Annotated in this window: 24 protein-coding genes and 1 other annotated feature; of the genes, 17 read left to right on the top strand and 7 right to left on the bottom strand. The window is 74.5% G+C overall.

What is annotated here, in order from left to right; all coding sequences use genetic code 11:
• The first annotated feature begins 1 nt into the window (after position 1).
• The gene (locus KDY119_RS19420) at positions 2–385 is read left to right on the top strand and encodes a DUF6188 family protein (RefSeq protein ID WP_227994327.1); all 384 of its coding nucleotides are present in this window, start codon (positions 2–4) and stop codon (positions 383–385) included.
• 477 nt (positions 386–862) lie between these two features.
• Here KDY119_RS19420 and KDY119_RS12155 read toward each other — a convergent pair.
• Positions 863–2,079 (bottom strand): IS3 family transposase gene (locus KDY119_RS12155; RefSeq protein ID WP_407657399.1). Its coding sequence is split into 2 segments (ribosomal slippage): positions 863–1,842 and positions 1,842–2,079, totalling 1,218 coding nucleotides; the frame shifts between segments, so codons are not numbered across the junction.
• Positions 1,721–1,849 (bottom strand) — a sequence feature (AL1L pseudoknot). Its footprint overlaps the gene before it by 129 nt.
• A gap of 168 nt (positions 2,080–2,247) precedes the next feature.
• Here KDY119_RS12155 and KDY119_RS12150 point away from each other — a divergent pair.
• Both KDY119_RS12150 and KDY119_RS12145 read left to right on the top strand, forming a co-directional pair.
• Complete coding sequence (locus KDY119_RS12150; RefSeq protein ID WP_194174200.1) at positions 2,248–3,450, top strand: RHS repeat-associated core domain-containing protein; 1,203 nt, start codon at positions 2,248–2,250, stop codon at positions 3,448–3,450.
• A gap of 117 nt (positions 3,451–3,567) precedes the next feature.
• Positions 3,568–3,849: a hypothetical protein gene (locus tag KDY119_RS12145; protein WP_153022362.1), complete on the top strand. Its 282-nt coding sequence runs from the start codon at positions 3,568–3,570 to the stop codon at positions 3,847–3,849.
• A 67-nt stretch (positions 3,850–3,916) separates the two neighbouring features.
• On the opposite strand, the gene KDY119_RS12140 is transcribed toward KDY119_RS12145, so the two are convergent.
• Positions 3,917–4,501, bottom strand: coding sequence for a hypothetical protein (locus KDY119_RS12140; protein ID WP_036946413.1), 585 nt, complete (start codon positions 4,499–4,501; stop codon positions 3,917–3,919).
• 177 nt (positions 4,502–4,678) lie between these two features.
• Here KDY119_RS12140 and KDY119_RS12135 point away from each other — a divergent pair, with 177 nt between their 5' ends.
• Both KDY119_RS12135 and KDY119_RS12130 read left to right on the top strand, forming a co-directional pair.
• The gene (locus tag KDY119_RS12135) at positions 4,679–5,536 is read left to right on the top strand and encodes an electron transfer flavoprotein subunit beta/FixA family protein (RefSeq protein ID WP_407657398.1); all 858 of its coding nucleotides are present in this window, start codon (positions 4,679–4,681) and stop codon (positions 5,534–5,536) included.
• Positions 5,537–5,547: 11 nt separating this feature from the next.
• Complete coding sequence (locus KDY119_RS12130) at positions 5,548–6,558, top strand: electron transfer flavoprotein subunit alpha/FixB family protein (protein WP_036946410.1); 1,011 nt, start codon at positions 5,548–5,550, stop codon at positions 6,556–6,558.
• Positions 6,559–6,595: 37 nt separating this feature from the next.
• On the opposite strand, the gene KDY119_RS12125 is transcribed toward KDY119_RS12130, so the two are convergent.
• Complete coding sequence (locus KDY119_RS12125; RefSeq protein ID WP_036946407.1) at positions 6,596–7,450, bottom strand: helix-turn-helix transcriptional regulator; 855 nt, start codon at positions 7,448–7,450, stop codon at positions 6,596–6,598.
• An 87-nt stretch (positions 7,451–7,537) separates the two neighbouring features.
• Between KDY119_RS12125 and KDY119_RS12120 the strand changes: the two genes are divergently transcribed.
• Genes KDY119_RS12120 through KDY119_RS12110 form a run of 3 tightly spaced genes read left to right on the top strand, consistent with a single transcriptional unit; the run spans position 7,538 to position 10,892 of the window.
• Positions 7,538–8,320 carry an SDR family NAD(P)-dependent oxidoreductase gene (locus KDY119_RS12120; RefSeq protein ID WP_036946404.1) on the top strand — a complete coding sequence of 261 codons (783 nt, stop codon included), beginning with the start codon at positions 7,538–7,540 and terminating at the stop codon, positions 8,318–8,320.
• 41 nt (positions 8,321–8,361) lie between these two features.
• Positions 8,362–9,507, top strand: a complete 1,146-nt coding sequence (locus KDY119_RS12115; protein WP_036946401.1) for a winged helix DNA-binding domain-containing protein — start codon at positions 8,362–8,364, stop codon at positions 9,505–9,507.
• Positions 9,504–10,892 (top strand): aminoglycoside phosphotransferase family protein, encoded by a 1,389-nt coding sequence (locus tag KDY119_RS12110; protein WP_194174199.1) that lies wholly within the window; start codon positions 9,504–9,506, stop codon positions 10,890–10,892. The genes KDY119_RS12115 and KDY119_RS12110 overlap by 4 nt, the downstream gene beginning before the upstream one ends.
• Before the next feature lie 169 nt (positions 10,893–11,061).
• Here the strand turns inward: KDY119_RS12110 and KDY119_RS12105 are convergent, their stop codons facing one another.
• Both KDY119_RS12105 and moaA read right to left on the bottom strand, forming a co-directional pair.
• A complete protein-coding gene (locus KDY119_RS12105; protein ID WP_051136152.1) occupies positions 11,062–11,355 on the bottom strand; it encodes a MoaD/ThiS family protein in 294 nt (97 codons plus the stop codon).
• 26 nt (positions 11,356–11,381) lie between these two features.
• On the bottom strand, positions 11,382–12,524 hold the full coding sequence (gene moaA / locus KDY119_RS12100) for a GTP 3',8-cyclase MoaA (protein ID WP_083890567.1): 1,143 nt from the start codon (positions 12,522–12,524) through the stop codon (positions 11,382–11,384).
• A gap of 134 nt (positions 12,525–12,658) precedes the next feature.
• On the opposite strand from moaA, the gene KDY119_RS12095 reads away from it, so the two are divergent.
• From KDY119_RS12095 to KDY119_RS12070, 6 genes are read left to right on the top strand one after another with little or no spacing between them, the layout of a single operon-like run.
• The gene (locus tag KDY119_RS12095) at positions 12,659–13,057 is read left to right on the top strand and encodes a TOBE domain-containing protein (RefSeq protein ID WP_036946393.1); all 399 of its coding nucleotides are present in this window, start codon (positions 12,659–12,661) and stop codon (positions 13,055–13,057) included.
• Complete coding sequence (gene modA / locus KDY119_RS12090; protein WP_036946390.1) at positions 13,054–13,848, top strand: molybdate ABC transporter substrate-binding protein; 795 nt, start codon at positions 13,054–13,056, stop codon at positions 13,846–13,848. The genes KDY119_RS12095 and modA overlap by 4 nt, the downstream gene beginning before the upstream one ends.
• A complete protein-coding gene (locus tag KDY119_RS12085) occupies positions 13,838–14,668 on the top strand; it encodes an ABC transporter permease (RefSeq protein WP_227994326.1) in 831 nt (276 codons plus the stop codon). The genes modA and KDY119_RS12085 overlap by 11 nt, the downstream gene beginning before the upstream one ends.
• Positions 14,665–16,788, top strand: a complete 2,124-nt coding sequence (locus KDY119_RS12080; RefSeq protein ID WP_153022360.1) for an ATP-binding cassette domain-containing protein — start codon at positions 14,665–14,667, stop codon at positions 16,786–16,788. Before KDY119_RS12085 ends, KDY119_RS12080 begins: the two co-directional genes overlap by 4 nt.
• Positions 16,785–17,294, top strand: coding sequence for a cyclic pyranopterin monophosphate synthase MoaC (gene moaC / locus KDY119_RS12075; RefSeq protein ID WP_036946384.1), 510 nt, complete (start codon positions 16,785–16,787; stop codon positions 17,292–17,294). The genes KDY119_RS12080 and moaC overlap by 4 nt, the downstream gene beginning before the upstream one ends.
• Complete coding sequence (locus KDY119_RS12070; RefSeq protein WP_036946382.1) at positions 17,291–18,247, top strand: molybdenum cofactor biosynthesis protein MoaE; 957 nt, start codon at positions 17,291–17,293, stop codon at positions 18,245–18,247. Before moaC ends, KDY119_RS12070 begins: the two co-directional genes overlap by 4 nt.
• 5 nt (positions 18,248–18,252) lie before the next feature.
• Here the strand turns inward: KDY119_RS12070 and KDY119_RS12065 are convergent, their stop codons facing one another.
• Both KDY119_RS12065 and KDY119_RS12060 read right to left on the bottom strand, forming a co-directional pair.
• Positions 18,253–19,281, bottom strand: coding sequence for a phosphotransferase (locus KDY119_RS12065; RefSeq protein WP_051136151.1), 1,029 nt, complete (start codon positions 19,279–19,281; stop codon positions 18,253–18,255).
• A gap of 70 nt (positions 19,282–19,351) precedes the next feature.
• Positions 19,352–20,146, bottom strand: a complete 795-nt coding sequence (locus tag KDY119_RS12060; protein ID WP_036946380.1) for an LLM class flavin-dependent oxidoreductase — start codon at positions 20,144–20,146, stop codon at positions 19,352–19,354.
• 117 nt (positions 20,147–20,263) lie between these two features.
• Here KDY119_RS12060 and KDY119_RS12055 point away from each other — a divergent pair, with 117 nt between their 5' ends.
• The 3 genes from KDY119_RS12055 to KDY119_RS12045 are packed head-to-tail and all read left to right on the top strand — an operon-like array spanning position 20,264 to position 23,609.
• A complete protein-coding gene (locus tag KDY119_RS12055) occupies positions 20,264–21,454 on the top strand; it encodes a cysteine desulfurase family protein (RefSeq protein WP_153022736.1) in 1,191 nt (396 codons plus the stop codon).
• Complete coding sequence (gene mnmA, locus KDY119_RS12050; protein WP_036946375.1) at positions 21,451–22,593, top strand: tRNA 2-thiouridine(34) synthase MnmA; 1,143 nt, start codon at positions 21,451–21,453, stop codon at positions 22,591–22,593. Before KDY119_RS12055 ends, mnmA begins: the two co-directional genes overlap by 4 nt.
• Positions 22,590–23,609 (top strand): uroporphyrinogen decarboxylase/cobalamine-independent methonine synthase family protein, encoded by a 1,020-nt coding sequence (locus KDY119_RS12045; protein ID WP_036946373.1) that lies wholly within the window; start codon positions 22,590–22,592, stop codon positions 23,607–23,609. Before mnmA ends, KDY119_RS12045 begins: the two co-directional genes overlap by 4 nt.
• Positions 23,610–23,640 lie beyond the last annotated feature (31 nt).

Raw genomic sequence — 23,640 nt, 5'->3', positions numbered from 1 at the left:
AATGATGCTGAATATTGTCGGGTCCGTAGTGAGCAGTGTCTCCGGTGAACACATGGTGGAACTTCGGCTTTCGGAAGGATCCATAGTCCAAGTGGAAACGCTCTTCAAATTCCGCTCCCGTTCGGGAGGTGCAGTGACTCTGGACGGCCAGAATGGCGAGGGATTACCCACGCTTATACGGCATCTTACGGGTGTGAGTATTGCAGAGGCGTGCGTGGATGAGGAGAGTGGTGCTCTCCTGATTCAATTCGATAACGGATCACGGATATTTGTTCCGTCAGATCCGGACTATGAGGCATGGATGGTCACCGCGGCCGATCGATCTATAGCTGTTGCGATTCCAGGCGGAGGGGCAGCATTCTGGGACCCTCCAACCGAACTGTAGACACATGTCATAGCGTGTGAATTGACGGGTTGCGCAGGTTGACGCAGGTGTGGACGCCGTCGTCGAACTCGTGCACCGGCGCGCCGTCGGTGTTGGGTTTGGGTGGGGCTGCCCCGTATTGGTCGTCGTGGGGCTATGACCAGGTGGGGAACCGGACGTCGCAGACGACGCACGCTTCGGGTGGTGACACGGTCGCTGCGTACACGTATCCGGGGGCGGGGTCGGCTCGTCCGCACGCGGTGACGGGTATCAACACGACGGGGCCGTCGGGGACGACGACGTCGTCGTCGTTCGGGTATGACGCGGCGGGGAACATGTCCTCGCGTGCGATGGCGGGTAGTACGGCGCAGACGTTGACGTGGGATACGCGCGGTGAGTTGTCGGACGTGAAGGCCGGGGCGACCAGTCAGGACGCGTCGGTGTATGACGCGGACGGGAACCGGTTGGTGTCAAGCCCCGGGTTTGGTGGAGGCTGAGTTATCTGGCGTTGATGGGTTCGGGGACGAGTTCTGAAGGACTCGGGAGTCCGTGAGGGTGCGCGGCCTTGAACGCGGCCGGGGTGAGGCCGCCGAGTGCGCTGTGGGGGCGGAAGGTGTTGAACCAGTGGACCCATTCGGCGGTCGCGATCTCGACGTCGTCGATGCCGGTCCAGGGTCCGCGGTTGCGGATGAGCTCGGCTTTGTAGAGCGAGTTCAGTGCTTCGGCGAGCGCGTTGTCGTAGGAGTCGCCCTTGGATCCCACCGAGGCGACCGCGTCTTGTTCGGCGAGGGCCCGGCCGTAGCGGATGGATCGGTACTGGACTCCTCGGTCGAAGTGGTGGACCAGCCCGGACAGGTCGTCCGCGTCGCGGGTGCGCTGGCAGATGCCCATGCGCAGGGCATCCAGGGCGAGATCGGTGTGCAGGGACCGGGAGACCTGCCAGCCCACGATCTCGCGGTTAAAGACGTCGGTCACGAACGCGACGTAGACCCAGCCGGTGAACGTGTGGACGTAGGTGATGTCCGCGACCCACAGCTCGTTCGCCCTGAACGCGGAAAAGTGCCGGTCGACCAGGTCGGCGGGGCACTGCTCGCGGGGTGCCGACCGGGTCGTGTTCGGGGCCTTGGCGCGCCTGATCCCGTGCAGACCCGCGGCGCGCATCAGCCGTTCCACGGTGCAGCGCGCCACGTGACCGCGCCCGCGGGCGTCCGGTTCTCGGTTGAGCACGGTGTGCATCTTGCGGGCCCCGAACACCTCGTAGTTGGCCTCGTGGACCTGCCGGATCTCCTCGGTCAGGACCTCGTCGCGTCGTGTCCTGGCCGCCGGGAGGCGGGTGCGGCGGGCGTAGTACGTGCTCGGAGCGATCTGGACCTCTGCCTCGCGCAGGGTCTGGCAGATCGGCTCGACTCCGAACTCGTCCTTGTGCTCGTCGATGAACGAGCAGATCAGCGTGAGGGACGGTCGAGCTCCGCCGCGAAAAAAGCCGACGCGCTCTTCAAGATCGCGTTCGCGTGCCGTAGCTCCCGCACCTCTTTCTCCAGCTCGGCGATCCGCTCGGCGTCCTCGGACGTCGTGCCCGGCCGGTCGCCGGCATCGATCTGGGCGCGGCGGACGCAGCTGCGCAGTGTCTCGGCGTTGATCCCGAGCTGGTCACCGACCCGGGCGAACACGCCCCGCTGCGATCCCGGGTCGTCGTTCAGGGCGTCCAGAACCATCCGGGTCGCGCGCTCGCGCAGCTCGTCGGGGTACTTATGTGGTGCAGGAATGATGACGGGGAAGTCCTTTCCGGGGCTTCACTGCCTCCATCATTCCCGGGGCGAGACACCTCGACGCAGACGCTCAGCGCGAAGCGGTACTACAGCTTTGCGGGGCAGACGGTCGCGGTGCGCACGGGGACGGGTCTGGCGGGTGTGTCGACGTTGGTGTCGGATCCGCAGGGGACGGCGCTGGTCAGTATCGCGAACGGCACGAACGTGGTCTCGCGCAGGTATACCGACCCGTTCGGGAACGCGCGGGGCGCGAAGCCGACGTGGCCTGGTGACCACGCGATGTTGGACAAGGTGTTGGACGCTTCGGGGCTCACGCAGGTGGGCGCCCGGTTCTTGGACACCGCCACGGGCCGGTTCGTGTCGGTGGACCCGGTGCTGGACACGTCCAACCCGCAGCAGTGGAACGCGTACGCGTATGCGGGGAACAACCCGGTCACGTTCTCCGACCCCTCGGGGCTGTTCATCCCGAACATGCACCCGGACGGGATGACCGACAAGCAGTGGGGCAGGGCGTCCAAGGGCGAGGATCCGGGGCCGGGGATGGCTCCCGCGCAGCCGTCGTCGGTGGCGAACTCGCATTACAAGGCGACGACCGTCACGCCGCCGGTGAAGGTGCCGGTGTGTGCACCTGTCGTGGTCGCAGCGCCGAAGAAACACGGTCTGGCGAAGTGGTGGGACGACCACGGCTCGACGGTGATCTCGTTCACGGCCGGGGTGATCGTCGGGGGTGGGTGTGAGTTCCTGACCGCGGGTGTCGGTTCGGTGGGGTGCGCGGCTCTCGGGGGCATGGCAGCCAGCGCTGCTGGTGACCTGTCGGATGCGGCGATCCATGGGACGCAGGTCTCGGCGTCGGGGTTGGTGAAGGACACCCTGATCGGCGGCGCGGAGGGCGCGGCGACGGCTGGGCTATTGAAGGGCGGCGGGTCGGCGCTCAAGGGGGCGGCGAGGTCGTGTTCGTTCGCGGGGTCGACACCGGTGGTGCTCGCGGACGGGTCGCGGAAAGACATCAAGGACGTCACTGCCGGTGACCGGGTGCTTGCCACGGATCCCGAGACTGGGGAGCAGTTGGGCGAGCCGGTGGTGCAGGTGTTCAAGCACCAGGACTCCTACTACCGGGTGAGTATCGGCGGGGAGTCGTTGACCACGACGGCGAACCACCCGCTCTGGTCGGTGACCGACGACCGGTTCGAGCGTGCGGATCAGCTCTCGGTGGGAGAGCAGGTCCTGGGTGCGGACGGGCGAGGGGTCGCCGTCACCGCTTCTGGGGCCCTTGCCACCGCCGGGTGGGCGTACAACCTGTCGGTCCAGGACATCTAGGGCGGCCTGCGCGTCGGGTGCGTACACCTGGAGGGTCCCGACGACGACGTCGTCGACCGTGAGCGGGGAGACCACGACGTGCCGGACCGGGCACGGTGCGTCGCACGCGAGCTCCCGGTGCCCGACGACGTCCGTGCGCCCGTGCGCTGCCCCCGCCACGGCGAGGGCTTGGGCGTCCGCGCGGTGGGTCTCGTCGCCGTCCCAGGCGAGCAGGTTCGTCGTGTCGGTGAGCGCGACGGCGTGCGCGCCGACCAGGGTGCGCAGGTGCCGGACCGAGTTCTCTGCGGACGCGGGCGTCAGCCCGTCGCGGAACGCCGCGGCCATGAGCGAGGCGGTGTGCAGCGTCTCGAACGTGGCACGGTCGGCGTCGCTGCCGAGGTGCTGCGCGCGCAGCCATGACCGCCGTGTCATGCGGACCAGGGTAACCAGGTCGCCTAGCCTGCCCGTGCGCGCCCGTGCTCCGCGGCTACTCAGGCACGGCCAGCGTGAGCCACTCCTCGTCGCGAACGTAGCCCAGCCGGTCGTTCGCAGCCATGATCGCGGCGTTCTCGAAGGACCCGCCGGTCCGGAACCGTCGGACCCCGGCGCGCCCGAGAGCACTCACGGACAGGGCTTTGACCGCGGTCGACAGGCCCCGAGAGCGCCATGTCGGTGCGACGACCGTGAAGTCCGTCTCGGCGTGATTCTCGTCGACCTCGACGAAGGTCATGGCGATCAGCTCGACACCGACCGTCGCACCGAACGCCGGTCGGCGATCCGTCGGCGTCGCAGTCTCGGGTGTGAGCGGCTGGTGCATCGTCGCGACGTCGCCCGGGTAGTCCGACCGCGTCCGGTCGTCGAGCCGGAGGATCGCCGCGAGGTCGGCAGGTGTGAGCGCGCGCAGCGCCGCGACGCCGGCGACGGCCTGCTGGATCTCGTCCAGGCGACGTGGATCGACGGTGTCGGCGTCCAGCTGTGCGCCCCACGACCGGGCGATCACCCGCGCGCCGCGGGCGAGCGCGGCCCGGGCCTGTGGACTCGACGCGGGCACGACGATCTTCGAGCCGACCATGCGCCGAGGGTAGCGACGCGGACCGCGCGCTCGTGCCCCTTCGGTCGATCCTGTGACGTGTCCGACCCTCGGGCGGCCGCCCTCGCACGGGCCCGCGCCGGTAGGGTCGGACGCGACCGGCCGGCGACCCCGCCGCCCGGCCACCACCGCCTCCCGCACCGGAGAAGGAGCTGTCGCATGGCTGCCGCGCTGCGCGTCGTCGTCGCCGTCAAGTACGTCCCGGACATCCAGTCCGCCCGCGCGTTCGAGGACCGTCGCCTCGTCCGCACGAGCGACGACGGCACCCTCAACGAGCTCGACGAGAACGCCGTCGAGGCCGCGCTCCGCCTCGTCGAGGCGCTCCCGGAGGACGCGCGCGAGGGCAGCGAGGTCGTCGTCGTGACGGTCGGGCCGCCCGACGCCGAGGCCGCGCTGCGCAAGGCGTACCAGCTCGGCGCGGACCGCGCGGTCCACGTCGTCGACGACGCGCTCGCGGGCTCGGACTACCACGGCACCGCCGTCGCGCTCGCGGCCGCGGTCCAGCGCCTGCACGACGAGCGCCCGGTCGACCTCGTGCTCACCGGCATGGCCGCGCTCGACGGCCTGGGCTCGGTGGTGCCCACGCTGGCGGCGTCGTGGCTGGGGTGGCCGTCGGTCGGACTCGTCACCGCGTTCTCGCTGGACGAGGGCGAGGCGCCGACGCTCACCGCGACCCGTGAGCTCGACGGCGTCACCGAGACCGTCACCGTCCCGCGTCCGGCGGTCGTGTCCGTCACCGACCACGCCAACGACCCGCGGTTCCCGAACTTCAAGCTCATCATGGCGGCGCGCACCAAGCCCGTGGACACGTGGCCGCTGGCCGACCTCGAGGAACAGCTCGAGCGGTTCGCCGAGGACTCGGGCCTGCCTCTGCCCGGCGTCGGGGGAGAGGGCGCCCGCGCCCGCACGACGAGCGCCGAGCCGCGCCCGCCCCGGCCCGAGACCGAGGTCGTCACCGACAAGGGCGAGGGCGGCATCGCGCTCGCCGAGTTCCTCATCCGCCACGAGCTCGTCTGAGAGGCCCGGACATGACCAGCTCCCGCCGCACCGTCCTCGTCCACCTCGACACGCCCGCGACCGAGCTCACCAGCTCGGCGCTCGAGCTCCTCACACTGGCTCGCTCGCTGGGTCGCGTGGAGGCCGTGACGCTCGCGTCGCCCAGCCTGACGACGCTCGCCCAGCTCGGCGCGTACGGCGTCGAGCTCGTCCGGCAGGCCGAGCCCGCCGAGGACCTCGGCCCGCACGCCCCGCACTCGACGGCGCTCGTCGCCGAGGCCCTCGCACGCGCGGCCGACGTGTCCGGCGCGGCCGTCGTCCTGCTCGCCTCGACGTTCCCCAACAAGGAGTCCGCGGCCCGCCTCGCGTTCCTCACGGGGGCCGGCCTCGTCATCGACGCCGCCGCGATCGGGGTGTCCGACGAGGGGCACGTCGTCGGGTCCAAGCGCGTCCTCGCCGGGTCCTGGGACACGTCGTGCGAGATCGTGACCGACCTGGCGGTCCTCACGGTCCGCGCCAACGCCGTCGTCCCGGAGCCGGCCGAGGCCGCCGTCGAGACCACGGTCGAGGGCTTCGCCGTCGTCCCGTCCACGCTCGCGAAGGCCGGTGTCCCGACGTCGCGTGAGGTGCACGAGGCCGAGCACGGCGACGGCCCGGCCCGGCCCGCGCTCGCGGAGGCGGCGTTCGTCGTCGCCGGCGGTCGCGGGACGTTCGGCGACTTCACGCCCGTCGAGGACCTCGCCGACGCGCTCGGCGCGGCCGTGGGTGCGACGCGCGACTGCGTCGACGAGGGCTGGATCGGCCACGACGCCCAGATCGGCCAGACCGGCGTGACGATCGCCCCGCGCGTCTACGTCGGTGCCGGGATCTCCGGCGCGCCGCACCACCGCGGTGGCATGCAGGCGTCGCAGGTCATCGTCGCGGTCAACAACGACCCCGACTGCCCGCTCTTCGAGATCAGCGACTTCGCCGTCGTCGGGGACCTGCACGAGGTGCTGCCGCAGGCGGCCGAGCGGATCCGGGAGCACCGGGCCCAGGCCTGACCGCCACCGCAACCGCCGCCGTGGGCCGGCGGCGCCGTCAGGTCAGGGGCGCGTCCAGGCGCTGCGTGCCGACCACGTCGAGGAGCCGCAGGGCCTCCGCCGACCTCGATCCGGGGTCCGCGGTGTAAAGGACGAGCCGCTGGTCGGCGTGTGCGACCTCCAGGACGTCGCAGCTCACCCTCACCGGGCCGACGACCGGGTGGTCGAAGGTCTTGCGGAGCACGGGTGCCACCTCGACGTCGTGCGAGGCCCACAGCCGGGCGAACTCCACGCTGCCCTCGGTGAGCTCGGCGACGAGCGTGCGCAAGCCGTCGTCGGCGGGATAGCGGCCGACCGCCGCGCGCAGCCGGTGCACCACGTCGAGCCGGAACCGGTCGGCGTCGGACACCCCGTACAGCCATCGCCCGTCCTGCGCGGGGCCGAGGAAGGCACGCCGTGCGAGGTTCCGCTCGCGTCGCGGCACGGCCGAGAAGTCCTCCATGAGCGCCGCGGCGAGGTCGTTCCACGCCAGCACCTCGTACGCCGCCGAGGTGACGAAGCCCGCGGTGAGGGGCAGCCGGGCGAGCAGCTCGTGGATGCTCTGGCGCACGACGCGCGGGGGAGCAGCGGGCAGGTCCGACGGGGTCCCGGCGAGGTGGTGGAGGTGCTCGCGCTCGTCGTCGGACAGGCGCAGCGCCCGGGCGACCCCCGAGACGACGTCCGGGGTCGGGTGCGACGCCCGGCCCTGCTCGAGCCGTGCGTAGTACTCGGGCGAGATGTACGCGAGCTGCGCGACCTCCTCGCGGCGCAGCCCCGGTGTGCGCCGCCGTGCGCCCCGTGGCAGCCCGACGTCCTCGGGCGCGATCCGCTCGCGCCGGGTGCGCAGGAACTGCGCGAGCTCGTGCTTGTCCACCCGTCCAGTGTGCTGGCTCCGGGACGCCTCAGCCAGGTACGACCGGTGCGTGGCTGAGGCCGCGGCCGCGGGCGCACGCTCGTCGTCATGGACACCTTCACCTCACGCACCGCACCCCTGCTCGCCGGCAAGGTCGCGTTCGTCTCCGGCGCGGGCCGCGGCATCGGCGCGGCGGCCGTGCGACTCTTCGCCCAGGAGGGCGCCCGCGTCGTCCTCGCCGCACGCACCGAGAGCCAGCTCGACGACGTCGCGGGCGCCGTGCGCGCCGCCGGCGGCGAGGCCGAGGTCGTGCCGTGCGACCTCGCGGACACGGCGAGCGTGCGGGCCGCCGTCGACCGCGCCGTGGAACGGTTCGGCAGGCTCGACGTCGCGTTCAACAACGCGGGCGTGTTCGTCCCGCCCGGCCCCCTGGACGAAGTCCTCGAGACCGACTTCGACCGGGTCTACGAGGTCAACCTGCGGGGCGTGTGGGCGTCGATGGCCGCCGAGGTCGAGGCGATCCGACGGACCGCGGGCACGGGCTCGATCGTGAACACCTCGAGCGTCGGCAGCCTGGCCGGCAACCCCGTCCTGCCCGCGTACGCCGCGATGAAGCGCGCGGTGAACAGCTTGACCGAGTCCGCCGCCCGCACGTACGGCCCGGAGGGCATCCGCGTCAACGCGATCGCGCCCGGCAACACCCTCACGGAGATGATCGCGACCTGGGAGGACGCGTCGCCGGGCCTCCAGGAGCGGCTCGTGGCGCAGTGCCCGCTGGGCCGGGGCGCGCAGCCGGCGGAGATCGCCGAGGCAGCCCTGTGGCTCCTCAGCGAACGGGCGTCGTACGTCACGGGGGTCGTGCTGCGGGTGGACGGGGGTACGCGCGCCTGATCCGGTCGGGGGTGTCCGAGGCGGCCCGTAGGGTCCGGGGTATGGCCGCCGACGTCACACCGCGGGTCCTGAACCGGACGCTGCTCGCCCGCCAGCACCTGCTCGAGCGGCTGCCCGGGGGCGATCCTCGCGCCGACCCCGTCGCGCTCACCTCGCACCTGCTGGGGCTCCAGGCGCAGGAGCCGCTGCCGCCGTACCTGTCGCTGGCGGCGCGCGTCGACGGGTTCGACCCGCGCGACCTGTCCCGCGCGCTCGCCGAGCGTCGCGTCCTGCGCGTGCTGCTGATGCGCGGCACCATCCACACGGTCACGCCCGACGACGCGCGGCTCCTGCGCGTCCTCGTCCAGCCGTTCCTCGACAAGGTCTCGCGCAACAGCGCGGCGAGCCGCCCGGCCGCGCACGTCCCCCTCGACGGCCTCGTCGCCTCGGGGCGTGCCCTGATGGCCGACGGCCCCGTCCCGGTCAAGGGGCTCGGTGCCGCGCTCGCCGGACGGTTCGACGCGCCGCCGTCGGCGCTGGTGAACCGCCTGCGCGAGGGTGCGCCCCTGGTCCAGACACCGCCCCGCGGGCTGTGGGGCCGCCCCGGCGGGGTCGCCTACGTGACGCTCGAGTCGTGGCTCGGCGAGCGCGACGGCACGCTCGACCTGCGGTCGGACACCCTGCCCGACGGCGCGTCCCGGTCCGAGGCTCTCGCGGGCGTCGTCCGCCGGTACCTGGCGGCGTTCGGCCCGGGCACCCCTGCCGACGTCACGACGTGGTCCGGGATCACCGGCGTCCGGGCGGTGTTCGACGCGCTCGGGGACGAGCTGGTGGCGCTGCGCACCGACGACGGCCGGACGGTCTGGGACCTCGCGGGCGTGTCTCTCGCCGACTCCGACGCGCCGGCGCCCGCCCGGCTGCTGGGACGGTATGACAACGTGTGGCTGTCCCACGCGGGCCGCGACCGGGTCACCCCGCCCGACGCGCGCCGTCGCTGGATGGGGTCGAACGGCGGGGTCGGGAGCGCGGTGCTGGTGGACGGCTTCATGGCGGGGCTGTGGTCGACGACGGCGCAGGGTCGGGTCGAGGTCGAGCTCTTCGATCGGGTGAGCCGCGCGCAGCAGGCCGAGCTGGACGCCGAGGCGGCGCGCGTCGAGGCGCTGCTGGCCGTCCCGGCCGACGAGGACGCTGCGGCGGTGAACCGGTGAGCGGTTCCGTCTCCTACGACGACCACCTGCTCCTCGTGCCGTCACCGGCCCGCGACGCCGTGCTCGTCCAGGTCGACCGGTCGGGCGAGCGCCGCTGGCCCACGATCCGGGGCGACCGGGGCCGTGAGCTGCCCGAGCTCCTCGCGGACGCCGGCCGGCTGGCCGGTCCGCACCTGGTCTTCCTCCGGTCCGCCGGCCGCGCCGAGGTCCCGATCGGTGACGGCGACGCGACGGCCCGCACGGCGTTCCTCGTGCACGACGCCCTCGACGTCCCGCTCGACGACCTCCCCGGCCCGGGCGGGTGGGCGTGGTGCCCGCTCGACGACGTCGCGACCACGCTGCCGCCGCTTCCCGGCGCGCTGCGCGGCTCGTTCTCGCGGTGGGTCGACGAGCTGCACGGCGCACCGCCGCCACCCCAGAGGCCCGCCTGGGCGAACCCCGGCGGCATCGCGCCGTTCCTCGCCTGGCTCGACGCGGAGGTCCGCGCGACCGGTGCGACGCCCGAGGGCGAGCCCGAGGTGCTGCAGCAGTGGGGGATCTCGCTCGTCGTGCGGCAGCGCACCGACCGCGGGGTGCTGTTCGGCAAGGCCGTCGGCGCCGTGTTCGCCTCCGAGCCCGCGATCACGCGGCTCCTGGCCGACGACCGCCCCGGCACGGTGCCGGGCGTCCTCGCCGTCGACACCGAGCGTGCGTGGGTGCTGCTCGACGACGCCCGGATCCGCCCGATCGAGGGCGCCCAGGCCGCGGAGGGGCTCCGCGCGCTGGCCCGCCTGCAGCGCGCGTGGATCGGCCGGACCGACGAGCTGCGCGCCGTCGGCTGCCCCGACCGCGGCGCGGCCACGCTCGCGGACGACCTCGCCACCTCGCTCGCGGATCTCGACCTCGCAGCCGAGCTCGTCCCGACCCGCGGGCTCGACGCGGCCGAGCGCGCGCGGCTGCGCGCCCTGCTCCCTGCGTTCGCCGCGCTGTGCCGCGACGCCGCGGCCGACGGGCTGCCGCTCACCCTGCTCCACGGGGACTGCCACCCGGGCAACACCGGCGTCCGCGACGACGGCAGCGTGTGCCTCCTCGACTGGTCCGACGCGGCGGTCGGGCACCCGTTCGTCGACGTGGACGTCTGGCTCAGCCACGCCACCGAGGACGAGCGGCCCGCGCTCCGGGCGGCGTACCTCGCCGAGTGGCCCGAGGTCGCCGACGGCGAGACCGCCCTGCTGCGTGCCGACGTCCTGTGCGCGGCGTACCAGGTCGTGACGTCGCAACGTCTGCTGCGGGCGCTCGAGGAGGACGAGCGGCCGGGGTTCGCGGGCGGGATGTCGTTCTGGGCGCGCCGGATCCTGGACCGCTACGACGTGCTCGTCGGGGAGGTGTCGTCGCGCTCGTCCTGAGCCGCCGTGTCACGCCGATGGTGACGCCGCGTTCGCCGAGGGTGACGTGGTCGGGTTCGCGGGCGGGAGCGTCGCGCCCCGGGCGGGTCTGGCGTGAGCGGTCACCATCGGCAGCTGGCCCGCTTCAACGCTGCAGAGCTTGACCTTTCGCCCCGGCGAGCACGGGGGCTCAGCCGCCGGCGAAGGGCGGGAGCAGGTCGACGACGGCGCCGAGCGGCACGGGCGCGGAGCGGTCGGCCCGCACCCCGTCGACGAGCACCGAGCAGCGCGCGACGACGTCGACGGCGTCGGGTGCGTCGGCGAGCACGCCGGCGAGCAGGTCGCCCACGGACACTCCGGACCCGGTGGGGAGGTCGCGCTCGGACCATCCGAGCGCGGCGCGGGCGGCCGCGAACGCGCGCACGTGCACCGTCGTCGTCGCCTCGCCGGCACGGCCGGTGGTTCGTTCGTCCGTCGTCGTCACTCGTGCTCCCCGTCTCGCTCCTGCTGCTAGCCGCCGATGGCGCTCATCGTCCGGTCGGGCTGCGTGAACCCCGGCGCGCTCATGCCGTGCCCGGCGGCCTTGCCCCACATCGCGGCCCGCCACGTGTCGGCGAGCTCGGCGTCGCTCGCGCCGGCGCGCAGCGGGCCGAGCAGGTCGGTCTCGGTGTGCGCGAACAGGCAGCTCCGGACGGCGCCCTCCGCGGTGAGGCGGGTGCGGCGGCAGTCCGCACAGAACGGCTCGGTCACGGACGCGATGATGCCGACGGTGCCGAGCCGTCCTGTCGCCGCAGAGGTCGTGGTCGACGGCCGGCCGTCGGACGCTCGGGCGAGCACCGCGAAACGCTCGGCCGGTGCTCCGTCGCGCGGGGCGTCGTCGGGCACGAGCGTGAAGCGCTCGGCGAGCAGCGCACGGACGTCCGCCGCGGTGACCATGCCCGAGCGCGACCAGCGGTGGTCGGCGTCGAGCGGCATCTGCTCGATGAACCGCAGCTCGAAGCCGCGCTCGAGGCACCAGGTCAGCAGGTCGGCCGCGTGGTCGGCGTTCACCCCGTGCACGAGCACCGCGTTGACCTTGACGACGTCGAACACCTCGGCGGCCGCCGCGAGCCCGGCGAGCGTGCGCTCGAGGAACGGGCGGCGAGCCAGGGTCGCGAACGTGTCGGGGTCGAGGGTGTCGAGCGACACGTTGACGCGGTCGAGGCCCGCGTCGCGCAGGGCCTGGGCGCGGTGGTCGAGCCCGACGGCGTTGGTCGTGAGCGAGAGCTCGGGACGGTCCGGGAGCGCGGCGCACTCGCGGACGATCTCGACGAGGTCGCCGCGCAGCAGCGGCTCGCCGCCGGTGAACCGGACCTGGCGGACCCCGAGGTCGCGCGTCGCGATCCCGACGAGCCGGACGATCTCGTCGCGGGTCATGACGGCGTCACGGGGGAGCGTGGGCAGCCCCTCGGCCGGCATGCAGTAGGTGCAGCGCAGGTTGCAGCGGTCCGTCAGGGACACCCGGAGGTCCGTGGCCGTGCGGCCGAACCGGTCCACGAGGCCCGCGTCCGCGGGACGGTCGGCGGGGAGCAGGAGCCCGTGCGCGCCGTCGGGACCGACCCCGGCGTGCGCCCGCGGCGCGAGCGTGGGGAGTCCGAGCGAGACGACGGCCATCGCTCGATTCTGCCCCGTCCGCGGCGCCGGATCACCTTCTCACCCGCGCCGCCCGCCCGCCGCGAGAAGGGCGTGATGCAACCGCGACGCGCACGGAACGACACCGGCGCAGATGCGGCACTAGGGTCGTCTGCATGACGCACCTGCGAGTCAGTGACGCGGCGCGCCTGCTGGGCGTGAGCACCGACACGGTGCGCCGCCACATCGCGGGCGGCCTCCTCGAGGCCGGCACCGACGACGCCGGGCACCGGGTCGTCGACGGCGCCGACCTCGCCCGGTTCGTCCGCGAGCACGCGCACGCGCCCGACGACGGAGCGGCCGGGTCGGCGCGCAACCGGTTCGTCGGCCTCGTCACGGCGCTCAAGGTCGACGAGGTGATGGCGCAGGTCGAGGTCCAGGCGGGGCCGCACCGCGTCGTCTCGCTGATCAGTGCCGAGGCCGTGCACGAGCTCGGCCTCGAGGTCGGCGACGTGGCCACCGCGGTCGTCAAGGCGACGTCCGTCATGATCGACACGCCGAAGGGGATCCGATGAGGAAGCTGTCAGGCGCGCTGGGTGCGCTCGCGCTGGTCGGGACGCTTGCGCTCGCCGGCTGCTCGTCCGACGACGGCGGCGCGAGCGGACAGGACAGCGGCGGGCACCAGACGCTCGTCGTGTACGCGGCGGCGTCGCTCACGGACACGTTCACGCAGATCGCCCACCGGTTCGAGGCCGACCATGCGGGCGTGACCGTGAAGCTCAGCTTCGCGGGCTCGTCGGACCTCGTGGCGCAGCTCCAGGAGGGCGCGCCGGCCGACGTCTTCGCGTCCGCGGACGAGCCGAACATGAAGAAGCTCACCGACGCTGGCCTCGCGGCGGGCGACCCGGTGCCGTTCGCGACCAACGTCCTGACGATCGTCACGCCGCCCGACGACCCGGCGGGGATCACCTCGTTCCAGGACCTCGGCAAGAGCGGCGTCAAGGTCGACGTGTGCGCCCCGCAGGTGCCGTGCGGCAACGCGGCCAAGGAGGTCGAGGAGGCCACGGGCGTCACCATCAAGCCCGTGAGCGAGGAGTCGAAGGTCACCGACGTGCTCGCCAAGGTCACGTCGGGCGAGGCCGACGCGGGCCTCGTCTACGTGACCGACGCGAAGGGTGCGCTCGCGAAGGACCCGGACGCGCTCAAGCAGATCGACTTCCCCGAGTCGTCGAAGGCCGTGAACACGTACCCGGTCGTGGCCGTCAAGGGCAGCAAGCACGCCGACCTCGCGAAGGAGTTCGTCGCAGCCGTCACCGGGGAGGCCGGCCAGAAGGTCCTGCAGGACGCGGGCTTCGGTGCGCCCTGACCGGACCGTCGCACCCCGGCTGCCGTGGTGGCTCGTCGCCGTCGCGGTGGTCGGGATCGCGTTCGTGGTCGCCCCCGTCGTCGTGATGGCGACGCGGGGCGACTGGGGGCAGTTCTGGTCGCTCGTCACCTCCGACTCCTCGCTCGACGCGCTCCGGCTGAGCCTGTTCACGTCCGTCGTGAGCACCGCGATCTGCGTGGTCGTGGGCGTCCCCGTCGCGGTGGTGCTCGCGCGCACCCGGTTCCCCGGGATCTCCGTCGTGCGGGCGCTGGTCCTGCTGCCGCTCGTCCTGCCGCCGGTGGTGTGCGGCCTGGCGCTCCTGTACGCGTTCGGGCGGCGCGGCCCGTTCGGCCACGCGCTCGAGAACGCCGGGATCTCCATCGCCTTCACGACGACGGCCGTCGTCATCTCGCACGTCTTCGTCGCGCTGCCGTTCCTCGTCCTCACGCTCGAGGGCGCCCTCAAGGTGCGCGGCACCGGCCCGGAGCTCGCGGCGGCCTCTCTCGGCGCGGGGCCCGGCCGGACGTTCTGGCTGGTCACGCTCCCGTCGGTCGCGCCGGCGCTCGCGGGCGGCGCGCTGCTCGCGTTCGCGCGCTCGCTCGGCGAGTTCGGCGCGACCCTCACGTTCGCGGGCTCGCTGCAGGGCGTCACGCGCACGCTCCCGCTCGAGATCTACCTCCAGCGCGAGACCGACCCCGACGCCGCGGTCGCGCTGTCCATGCTGCTCGTGATCGTCGCGGTGATCGTGGTCGCGCTCGTCCACTCCGCGGGCGGGACGCGCAGCTTCCGCCGCGGGTTCACCGACAGCGTCGCGGCATGAGCGGGCTGCACGTCACCGTCGACGACGGCGCCCGCGACGTCCGCGTCGACGTCGCCGTCGCGCCCGGGCGGACCCTGGCGGTGGTCGGCCCGAACGGCGCGGGGAAGTCGACCCTGCTGAGCGTCGTGGCCGGCCTGTACGTGCCGACGTCGGGGCGCGTCGTGCTCACGGGTGCCCGGGGGGAGGGCGACCGCGTCCTCACCGACACCGCCGCGGGCACCCTGGTGCCGCCCGCGCGCCGCGGGGTCGTCCTGCTGGGTCAGCGGCCCGAGCTCTTCGAGCACCTGACCGTCCGTGCGAACGTCGCGTTCGGCCCGCGCGCGGCCGGCCTGCGGCGGGCCGACGCGCGGGACGTCGCGAGCCGCTGGCTCGACGCGGTCGGGGCGCAGGGGCTCGCCCGGAGGCGCGCGCAGGCCCTGTCGGGCGGGCAGGCGCAGCGGGTGGCGATCGCCCGCGCGTTCGCGGCCGAGCCGCAGGTCGTGCTGCTCGACGAGCCGCTCGCGGCCGTGGACGTCCCGTCCGTCCCGCACCTGCGCGAGGTCCTGCGCCGCGCGCTCGCGGGCGTCACCGCGCTCGTCGTCACGCACGACGTCGCCGACGCCCTGGCGCTCGCCGACGACGTCGTGGTCGTCGACCGGGGGCGCGTCGTCGAGCACGGCCCGGCGGCCGAGGTCCTGGACGCGCCGCGGAGCGCGTTCCTGCGCCAGCTCCCCGCGGCGACCGGCCGAGCCGGGATACTCGGCTCCGTGAGCACCCCCGGACCCGACCCGATCGGGCACACGGACCCGACCACGCACACCGGCGAGCGCGAGGCGGAGGGCGCGGAGCACGCGCGCCGCGGCGTGGAGGAGCATGCCTGGCGGGTTGCCGCGGCCGTGCGTCCCGCGCTCGCGACGCTCGTCGCCCCGCACCGTGCGACCGAGCTCGCCGTCGCGGACGCCGTCGTCGATCCGCGCCCGAGGTCGCTCGCCGCCGCCGCCGTAGCGACCGTCGCGACGCCGGGCTTCGACAACGCCCAGATGGACGGCTACGCGGTGCGCGCGGCGGACCTCGCCGGCGCGTCGGCGACCGCGCCCGTCGCGCTCGTGGTGGCCGACCCGATCCCCGCCGGCCGCACGGGTGCGCCGCTCGCCGCCGGCACCGCGGCCCCGATCATGACGGGCGCTCCCGTGCCCGACGGCGCGGACGCCGTCGTGCGGATCGAGGACGCGCTGCCGCCGCGGTTCGGGCAGGACGCGGGCGACCGCGTGTCGTTCAGCGCCCCGGTCGACGCGGGGACGTTCGTGCGGCGGGCGGGGAGCGACGCGTCGGCCGGCGACGTGGTGCTCGCCGCGGGCGCGCCGCTCGGCCCCGCCCAGCTCGGGGCGCTCGTGGCGTCGGGGATCGACCGCGTGCGGGTCGCGGACGCGCCGCGCGTGCTGCTCGTGAGCACCGGGAGCGAGGTCCGTGGGGCGGGCGAGGCGCTCGGCCCCGGCCAGGTGCACGACGCCAACGGCGCGTCGCTCGCGGCCGCGCTGAGGGTCGTGGGGGCCGACGTCCGCGTGCGCACGGTCGCCGACGACGTCGCCGCCTTCCGGTCCCTGCTCACCACGCCCGACGACGGCGGCTGGACGCCCGACCTCGTCGTCACCACGGGCGGCGTGTCCGCGGGGGCGTACGAGGTGGTGCGGCTCGCGCTCGGGGCGCTCGCGGACGACGGCCTCGCGGACGCCTGGTTCGGGCACGTCGCCATGCAGCCGGGCGGCCCGCAGGGGTTGGCGACGGTCGCCGTCGGGCGGGGGGAGGGGCGGGTGCCGCTCGTCGCGTTCCCCGGGAACCCGGTGAGCGCGCTGGTCTCGTTCGAGCTGTTCCTGCGGCCCCTGCTCGCGGACGCGACCGGTCTGAGGCCCGCGCGGCGAGGTCGCGGCCGCGCGCCCCTCGCCGAGGCCGTGGACTCGCCCCCGGCCGTCCACCAGGTCCGCCGCGGCGCGCTCGACGACTCCGGCCGGGTCGTCCTCGTGGGCGGCCCGGGTTCCCACCTGCTCGCCCGGTACGCGGAGGCTACGGTTCTCGTACACGTCCCGGTCGGCGTCGCGCACCTCGACGCGGGGGACGAGATCGAGTACGAGGAGATCGGATGACGGACGCCGCGCCGGGCGGGAAGCACGGGCTGACGCACTACCGCGAGGACGGTGCCGCCGTCATGGTCGACGTGTCGGACAAGGAGGTCACCGCGCGCGAGGCGACGGCGACCGGGGTGCTCCTGACCCGCCCGGACGTCGTCGAGCGCATCGCGTCGGGCGACCTGCCCAAGGGTGAGGCGGTCGCGGTCGCGCGGGTCGCGGGGATCCTCGCGGCCAAGCGCACGCACGAGCTCGTCCCGCTGTGCCACCCGCTGCCGATCAGCGGTGTCGACGTGGACGTCGTGCCCGCGGGCGACCGCGTCGAGCTGCGCGCGACCGTCCGGACCACGTCGCGCACGGGCGTCGAGATGGAGGCGCTGACCGCCGTGACCGTCGCGGGGCTGACGGTCTACGACATGATCAAGGCCGTCGACCGGGCCGCCGTCCTCACGGACGTCCAGGTCGTCGCGAAGTCGGGCGGCGCGTCGGGGACCTGGGACCGGAGCGCGGAGGCAGGCGCGTGATCGCCGGGGTCGTCGTCGCGTCGACGCGCGCGGCGCTCGGCACCGCCACCGACACCACGGGTCCGCTGATCCGCGCGTGGCTCGTCGAGCGGGGCTTCACCGTCCCGCGCGTCGACGTCGTGCCCGACGGCGACGCCGTCGGCGCGGCGCTGCGTGCGTGGGTGGCCGAGCGTGCGGCGGTCGTCCTCACGACGGGCGGCACAGGGATCTCACCCACCGACGTCACGCCCGAGCAGACCCGCACGCTGCTCGACCGCGAGCTGCCCGGCGTCGCCGACCGGGTCCGTGCCGCCGGTCAGGACCGGGTGCCGACGGCCGCGCTCAGCCGAGGGACGGCGGGCGTCGCGGGCGGGACGCTCGTCGTGAACCTCCCGGGCTCGCCGGGTGGTGTGCGCGACGGGCTCGCCGCGCTCGCGGACCTGCTCCCGCACGCGGTCGACCAGCTCGCGGGCGGCGACCACCCGCGTCCGGGGCCGTCGGCCGAGACACAGCCGGCGGCGGGGGAGACGGCAGCGGGCGGGGCGGTCCTGCGTGCCGAGGTCCGTGCGCTGTCCGACGACGACGCGGCGGCGCTCCTCGGCTCCCTCAGCGCGCTCGTGCGGGACGACACCGCGGGCGCGGTGGCGACCTTCACGGGCTACGTCCGCGACCACGACGAGGGCCGCGGGGTCGTGCACCTGCACTACGAGGGCCACCCCGAGGCCGCCGCGGTGCTCGCGCGCGTCGCCGGCGACGTGGCGGAGCGTCACGCCGTGCGCGTCGCGGTCGTGCACCGGCTCGGCGACCTGCACGTCGGTGACGTCGCGGTCGTCGCCGCGGTCGCTTCCGCGCACCGTGCCGAGGCGTTCGCGTCCGTCGCGGAGCTCGTCGACGAGCTCAAGGCGCACGTGCCGATCTGGAAGGAGCAGGGCTTCACGGACGGCTCGAAGGAGTGGGTCGGCTCGCTCGGCTGACCGGCTCACCGCGCGTCGTCGAGCAGCACCTCCAGCCACGCCGCAGCCGCGGCGCCCTGCGCGCGCTGGAACGCGCGCAGCCGCGGGATCGACGGGACCGGCGGACGTCGCCCGGAGTCGAGGAAGTACGCGGTGATCCCCGCGACGACGGCGAGGACGGCGTCGTCGTCCACGCCCGCCGCCAGGGGCGAGGACCGGAACAGCACGTCGAGCGACCTGCCGACGCTGCGCCGGTGCTCGACGTCGGCGCGCCCGGTCAGCGCCGGAGCCCGACCGCGAACCCCTTGCATCCCGACGCTCGGAAGGAACCCGGCGAGGTCGAAGAAGGCAGCGCCGCGCATCGCCCACGGCCAGTCGACGACGACGACCCGGTCGTCGGTCACGAGCAGGTTGTCGGCGCGCAGGTCGCCGTGGACGAGCGCGTCGCCTGCGCACGCCGCGGCCGCCCGTGCGGCGAGGTCGACGAGCTCGTCGAGGCGCCCCGCCGCCCAGGGCGCGAGCTCTGTGACGACGGGGTCGGGGTCGTCACGCAGACGTTCCCAGCCGGTGAAGAGCCCGCTGGCGTCGGTCACCGCGTCGGGGAGGTCGAGTCCGGCCGCGCTCGTCGAGCCGATCTGCGCGATCGTCTCGAGGGCGGCCCCCAGCTCGGCGGGCTCCCACGGCGTGGCGGGAGGCCGCCCGTCGACGGCCTCGTAGGCCGCGACGACCCAGCCGTCCTCGTCGAACGTCCACAGGAGGCGCGGGACCGGCAGGTTCCGGGGCAGAGTCGCCGAGACTCGCGCCTCGGCGCGGTGGAGGCGAGCGGCGTCGGAGCCGTCGTCGAGGTGCGCCGCCTTGACGAACGCCCGACCACCGGTCGACGTCGCCAGGACCGATGCGAGGCCGGGGCTGAACCCGGTCTCGGCGGCCCGCTCGCTCGCGACGACGCCGTCCAGCCGCTGCTCGACGGCGGCGCGGACGTGCGCTGGGAGCTCGGGCCAACGCAGGCGCCGACCCCCGGAAGCTTCGGGAGCGACGTGGGGGACCATCGTCATGGCGGCACCCTACGAAGGACCTGCACGTCGAGCACGGCATTTGAGCCCCGCGAGGACGGGGCGCGCGTCGTCAGAGCAGCGGCCGGACCTGCGTCCCGACGTACCGGACGAACTCCTCGGGGTCGACGGACTCGTCGTACGACGCGGGCTGCACCACGACGGCGTCGGCGCCGGCGTCCGCCCGGGCCCGGACGGCGTCCGCGTCGGCCCGGGCGTCGCCGGTGGTCGCGAGGTTGACGACGAGAACGTGCCCGTCGGCCCGCCCGGAGGCGACGCGCGCCTCGTCGACGACGGAGCGCGCGGTGCGGACGTCGTCGACCGTGGAGACGGCCTCGAGGATCGTGCCGTCGGCGACCTCGCCGGTGAGCCGGACGGTCCGAGGGCCCGTGGCCGCGGACAGCACCCGCGGCGGGGCGGCCGGCGGCCAGTCGAGCGTGACGCCGCGCAGCCGCACGTAGCGACCTTCGGTGGTGACGCGCTCGCCGGCCAGGAGCGCGCGCAGTGCAGTGGCGTACTCGCGCAGCAGCGTGAGCGGCGAGTCGACACGCGACCCGACCTGCCCCATCCAGTCCTGGACGCCGTGCCCGATGCCCGGCACCAGCCGACCCGGGAACGCGCGCTCCAGCGTCGCGACCTCCATGGCGGTGAGGGCGACGTTGCGCAGCGGCACGGGCATCACGCCGATCCCCACCCGGAGGCGGGTCGTGGCGGTGAGCGCGATCGTGGCGGTCGCGATGCCGCTCTCCTTGAAGCAGTCCTCCCAGACCCAGAGCTCGTCGATGCCGGCCTCTTCGGCGGCGCGGGCAGCCGACACGAGGAGCTCCGGGGGACAGGAGGGCGGGAACACGGCGCCGAGAGTGGTCATGCCCCATTCTCGCCATCCGCCACCCACGGCGCACGGTCTCCGGCGCGGCCGCGACCGTCGCCTCCGTAGACTTGTCCGGTGACCCGCGCCTACCTCGACCACGCTGCGACGACCCCCATGTCGTCGGCGGCGCTCGAGGCGATGACGGCGGAGCTGGCCCGGACGGGCAACCCCTCGTCCCTGCACACGGCGGGCCGGGCGGCACGTCGGACGGTCGAGGAGTCGCGCGAGGCGCTGGCGTCCGCGGTCGGCGCGCGTCCCAGCGAGGTGCTCTTCACGGGTGGCGGCACGGAGGCCGACAACCTCGCGGTCAAGGGGATCTTCTGGGGCCGCCGCACCGGGCACCCGGAGCGGCGCCGCATCCTCGTCTCGGCCGTCGAGCACCACGCGGTCCTCGACCCGGCGTTCTGGATGGCCGAGCACTCGGGTGCCGAGATCGTGCTCCTGCCCGTCGACGGCGACGGCCGGGTCGATCTCCGTGTGCTGCGCGAGGAGCTCGCCGCGAACGCCGCGCAGACGGCGCTCGTCTCGGTGATGTGGGCGAACAACGAGGTGGGCACGGTGCAGCCGGTCCGCGAGATCGTCCAGCTCGCCCACCAGCACGGCGTCCCGGTGCACAGCGACGCGGTCCAGGCGCTCGGGCAGCTCCCCGTGGACTTCGCGGCGAGCGGCCTCGACGCCATGACGGTCACCGCGCACAAGCTCGGCGGCCCGGTGGGCACGGGCGCGCTCGTCGCCCGCAAGGACCTCCCGATGACGCCCGTCCTGCACGGCGGCGGCCAGGAGCGCGGCGTCCGGTCGGGCACGCTCGACGTCGCGGGGATCCGTGCGTTCGCCGTGGCCGCGACCGAGGCCGTGAGCTCGCTGCCGGAGCGGGCGGTGCGCCTCGCGGCCCTGCGCGACCGGCTCGTCTGGGGCGTCCTCGAGCGCGTGCCCGACGCCGTCCTGCGCGGCCCCGCGGACCTGGCCCTCCCGCCCGACGACGGCGCTGGCAGCCCCGCGCGGCTCCCCGCCAACGCGCACCTGACGTTCCCGGGCTGCGAGGGCGACTCGCTGCTCTACCTGCTGGACTCGGCGGGCGTCGAGGTCTCGACGGGGTCGGCGTGCCAGGCCGGCGTCCCGCGCCCGTCGCACGTCCTGCTGGCGATGGGCGTGCCGGAGGTCGAGGCCCGCGGCGCGCTGCGCTTCTCGCTGGGGGCGACGAGCACCGACGCCGACGTCGACCTGGTGCTCGAGGTGCTGCCGGGCGTCGTGGACCGCGCGCGGGCCGCGGGGCTCGTGTCGCTCGGCGTGGGAGGTGCGCGATGAGGGTCCTGGCGGCGATGTCGGGCGGCGTCGACTCCGCGGTCGCGGCAGCGCTCGCGGTCGAGGCGGGCCACGAGGTGGTCGGCGTGCACATGGCGCTGTCCCGTACCCGCGACCAGTTCCGGACCGGTTCGCGCGGCTGCTGCTCGATCGAGGACGCGGGCGACGCGCGCCGCGCAGCCGACGTCATCGGCATCCCGTACTACGTGTGGGACCTGTCGGAGCGCTTCGAGGAGACGGTCGTCGCGGACTTCCTCGCCGAGTACGAGGCCGGCCGCACGCCCAACCCGTGCGTGCGCTGCAACGAGCACATCAAGTTCGAGGCGCTGCTCGACCGGGCGACCGCGCTGGGCTTCGACGCGGTCGCGACCGGCCACTACGCGCGGGTGGTCGAGCGCGACGGCAGGCGCGAGCTGCACCGGTCACCGAACACCGAGAAGGACCAGTCGTACGTGCTCGCGGTGATGGGCCCCGAGCGCCTCGAGCGGGCGATCTTCCCGCTCGGCGGGTACGCGTCGAAGGCGGAGGTCCGCGCCGAGGCGGAGCGCCGCGGCCTGTCCGTGAGCGCCAAGCCCGACTCCTACGACATCTGCTTCGTCGCCGACGGCGACACCCGGGGGTTCCTGCGCGACCGGCTCGGCTCCCGCCCCGGCGAGATCGTCGACACCGAGGGCGCGGTGCTCGGCGCGCACGACGGCGCCTACGCGTTCACGGTCGGCCAGCGCAAGGGCCTGCGGATCGACCGCCCCGCCGACGACGGCCGCCCCCGCTACGTCCTCGACGTCCAGCCGGCGCAGAACCGGGTCGTCGTCGGGCCCGCGGAGCTCCTGACCGTCGACACGATCACCGGCAGCGACGCGGTCTGGTTCGCCGGCGCGGACACGTCGGGCACCTGGTTCGACGCCGAGGTCCAGGTCCGTGCGCACGGTGCACCCGTCGCCGCCCGGGTGCGCGCGGCCGCCCCCGACGACGACGTGGCCGCCTCCGGCGTCGAGGTCCACCTTCCGGACGAGCGGCTGCGGGGCGTGGCCCCCGGCCAGTCCGTCGTCGTCTACGAGGGGACGCGCGTCGTCGGCCAGGCGACGGTCTCGGGGGCCTCGCGGTCGGGATCGGCGTCGCGCACGGCGGTGGCCGCCCGGTGACGACCGTCTCGGGGCCCGGGCCGTTCCCGGGCGTGGAGCCGCTCGACGCCCAGCTGGCCGTCCTCGACCACCTCGTCGACGTGCCGTACGGCGTCGCCGGGCTGCCGTTCCTCGTCCAGCTCCCGCAGCGTGGCCCGGGCAGCGACCCGGTGGGCCGCACCGCGTGCCTGCTCGACGAGCTCTCGACCGAGCTCGGTCCGCACGGTTGGAAGCTTGCCGACCGGCCGGGTGCCGACGAGCGTCACGCCGCCTCGGCGCTGCGCGACGACCTGACCGCGCTCGCGGTCGCTGCGCACGGCTACGCAGGGCCGCTGACGCTCACCGTCCTCGGGCCGTGGTCGCTCACGGCCCAGCTCTACCTCGCGCGCGGCGACCGTGTCCTCACCGACGCGGGAGCCGTGCGGGACGTCGCCGCGTCGCTCGCGTCGGGCCTGACGCAGCACCTCGCGGACGTCCGCGCGCAGGTGCCCGGCCTGGGTGACGTCGTCGTGCAGCTCGACGAGCCGCTGCTCGCGCAGGTGGCCGCGGGCGTCCTGCCGACGTTCTCGGGCTACTCGCGCATCCCCGCCGTGGCCGGCCCCGAGCTCGTCGAGGGCCTCCAGCCGGTGCTCGACGCCGTCCACGCGGCGGGGGCGTCGAGCGTCGTGCACGTCGGGCAGGCCTGGGTCGGCGTCGCCCCCGCGGTCCTCGCGGGCGCGCAGGGCGTCGGCCTCGACGTCGGGGCGTGGGACGAGCGGACCTGGGAGACGGTCGCGCGCGCGGTCGAGCGCGGCGTCACGTTCTGGGCGGGCCTGCCACGGGCGAAGGTGTCCCAGTGCGCCGGACCCGAGGTCGGCACGGTCGCGGACGCCCTCACCGTGCCCTGGAAGCGGGTCGGCCTGCCGGTCGCGGGCCTGCGCGACGTCGTCGTGTCGACCCCGGCCGCACCGCTCCCGGCCACGACGCAGGACGCTCGCGACCTCCTCGCGACCCTCGTGCGGGTCGCCGAGGCCGTCGCCGAGCGGTCCGACGCGTGAGCCTCGCCCGCCCGCCCCGACGCGCGCCGGA

Source organism: Luteimicrobium xylanilyticum (assembly GCF_009429125.1).
Classification (GTDB): Bacteria; Actinomycetota; Actinomycetes; order Actinomycetales; family Cellulomonadaceae; genus Luteimicrobium; species Luteimicrobium xylanilyticum.
Note: the sequence above shows the minus strand (reverse complement) of the source record. Positions and strands in the feature narration are given on the sequence as shown.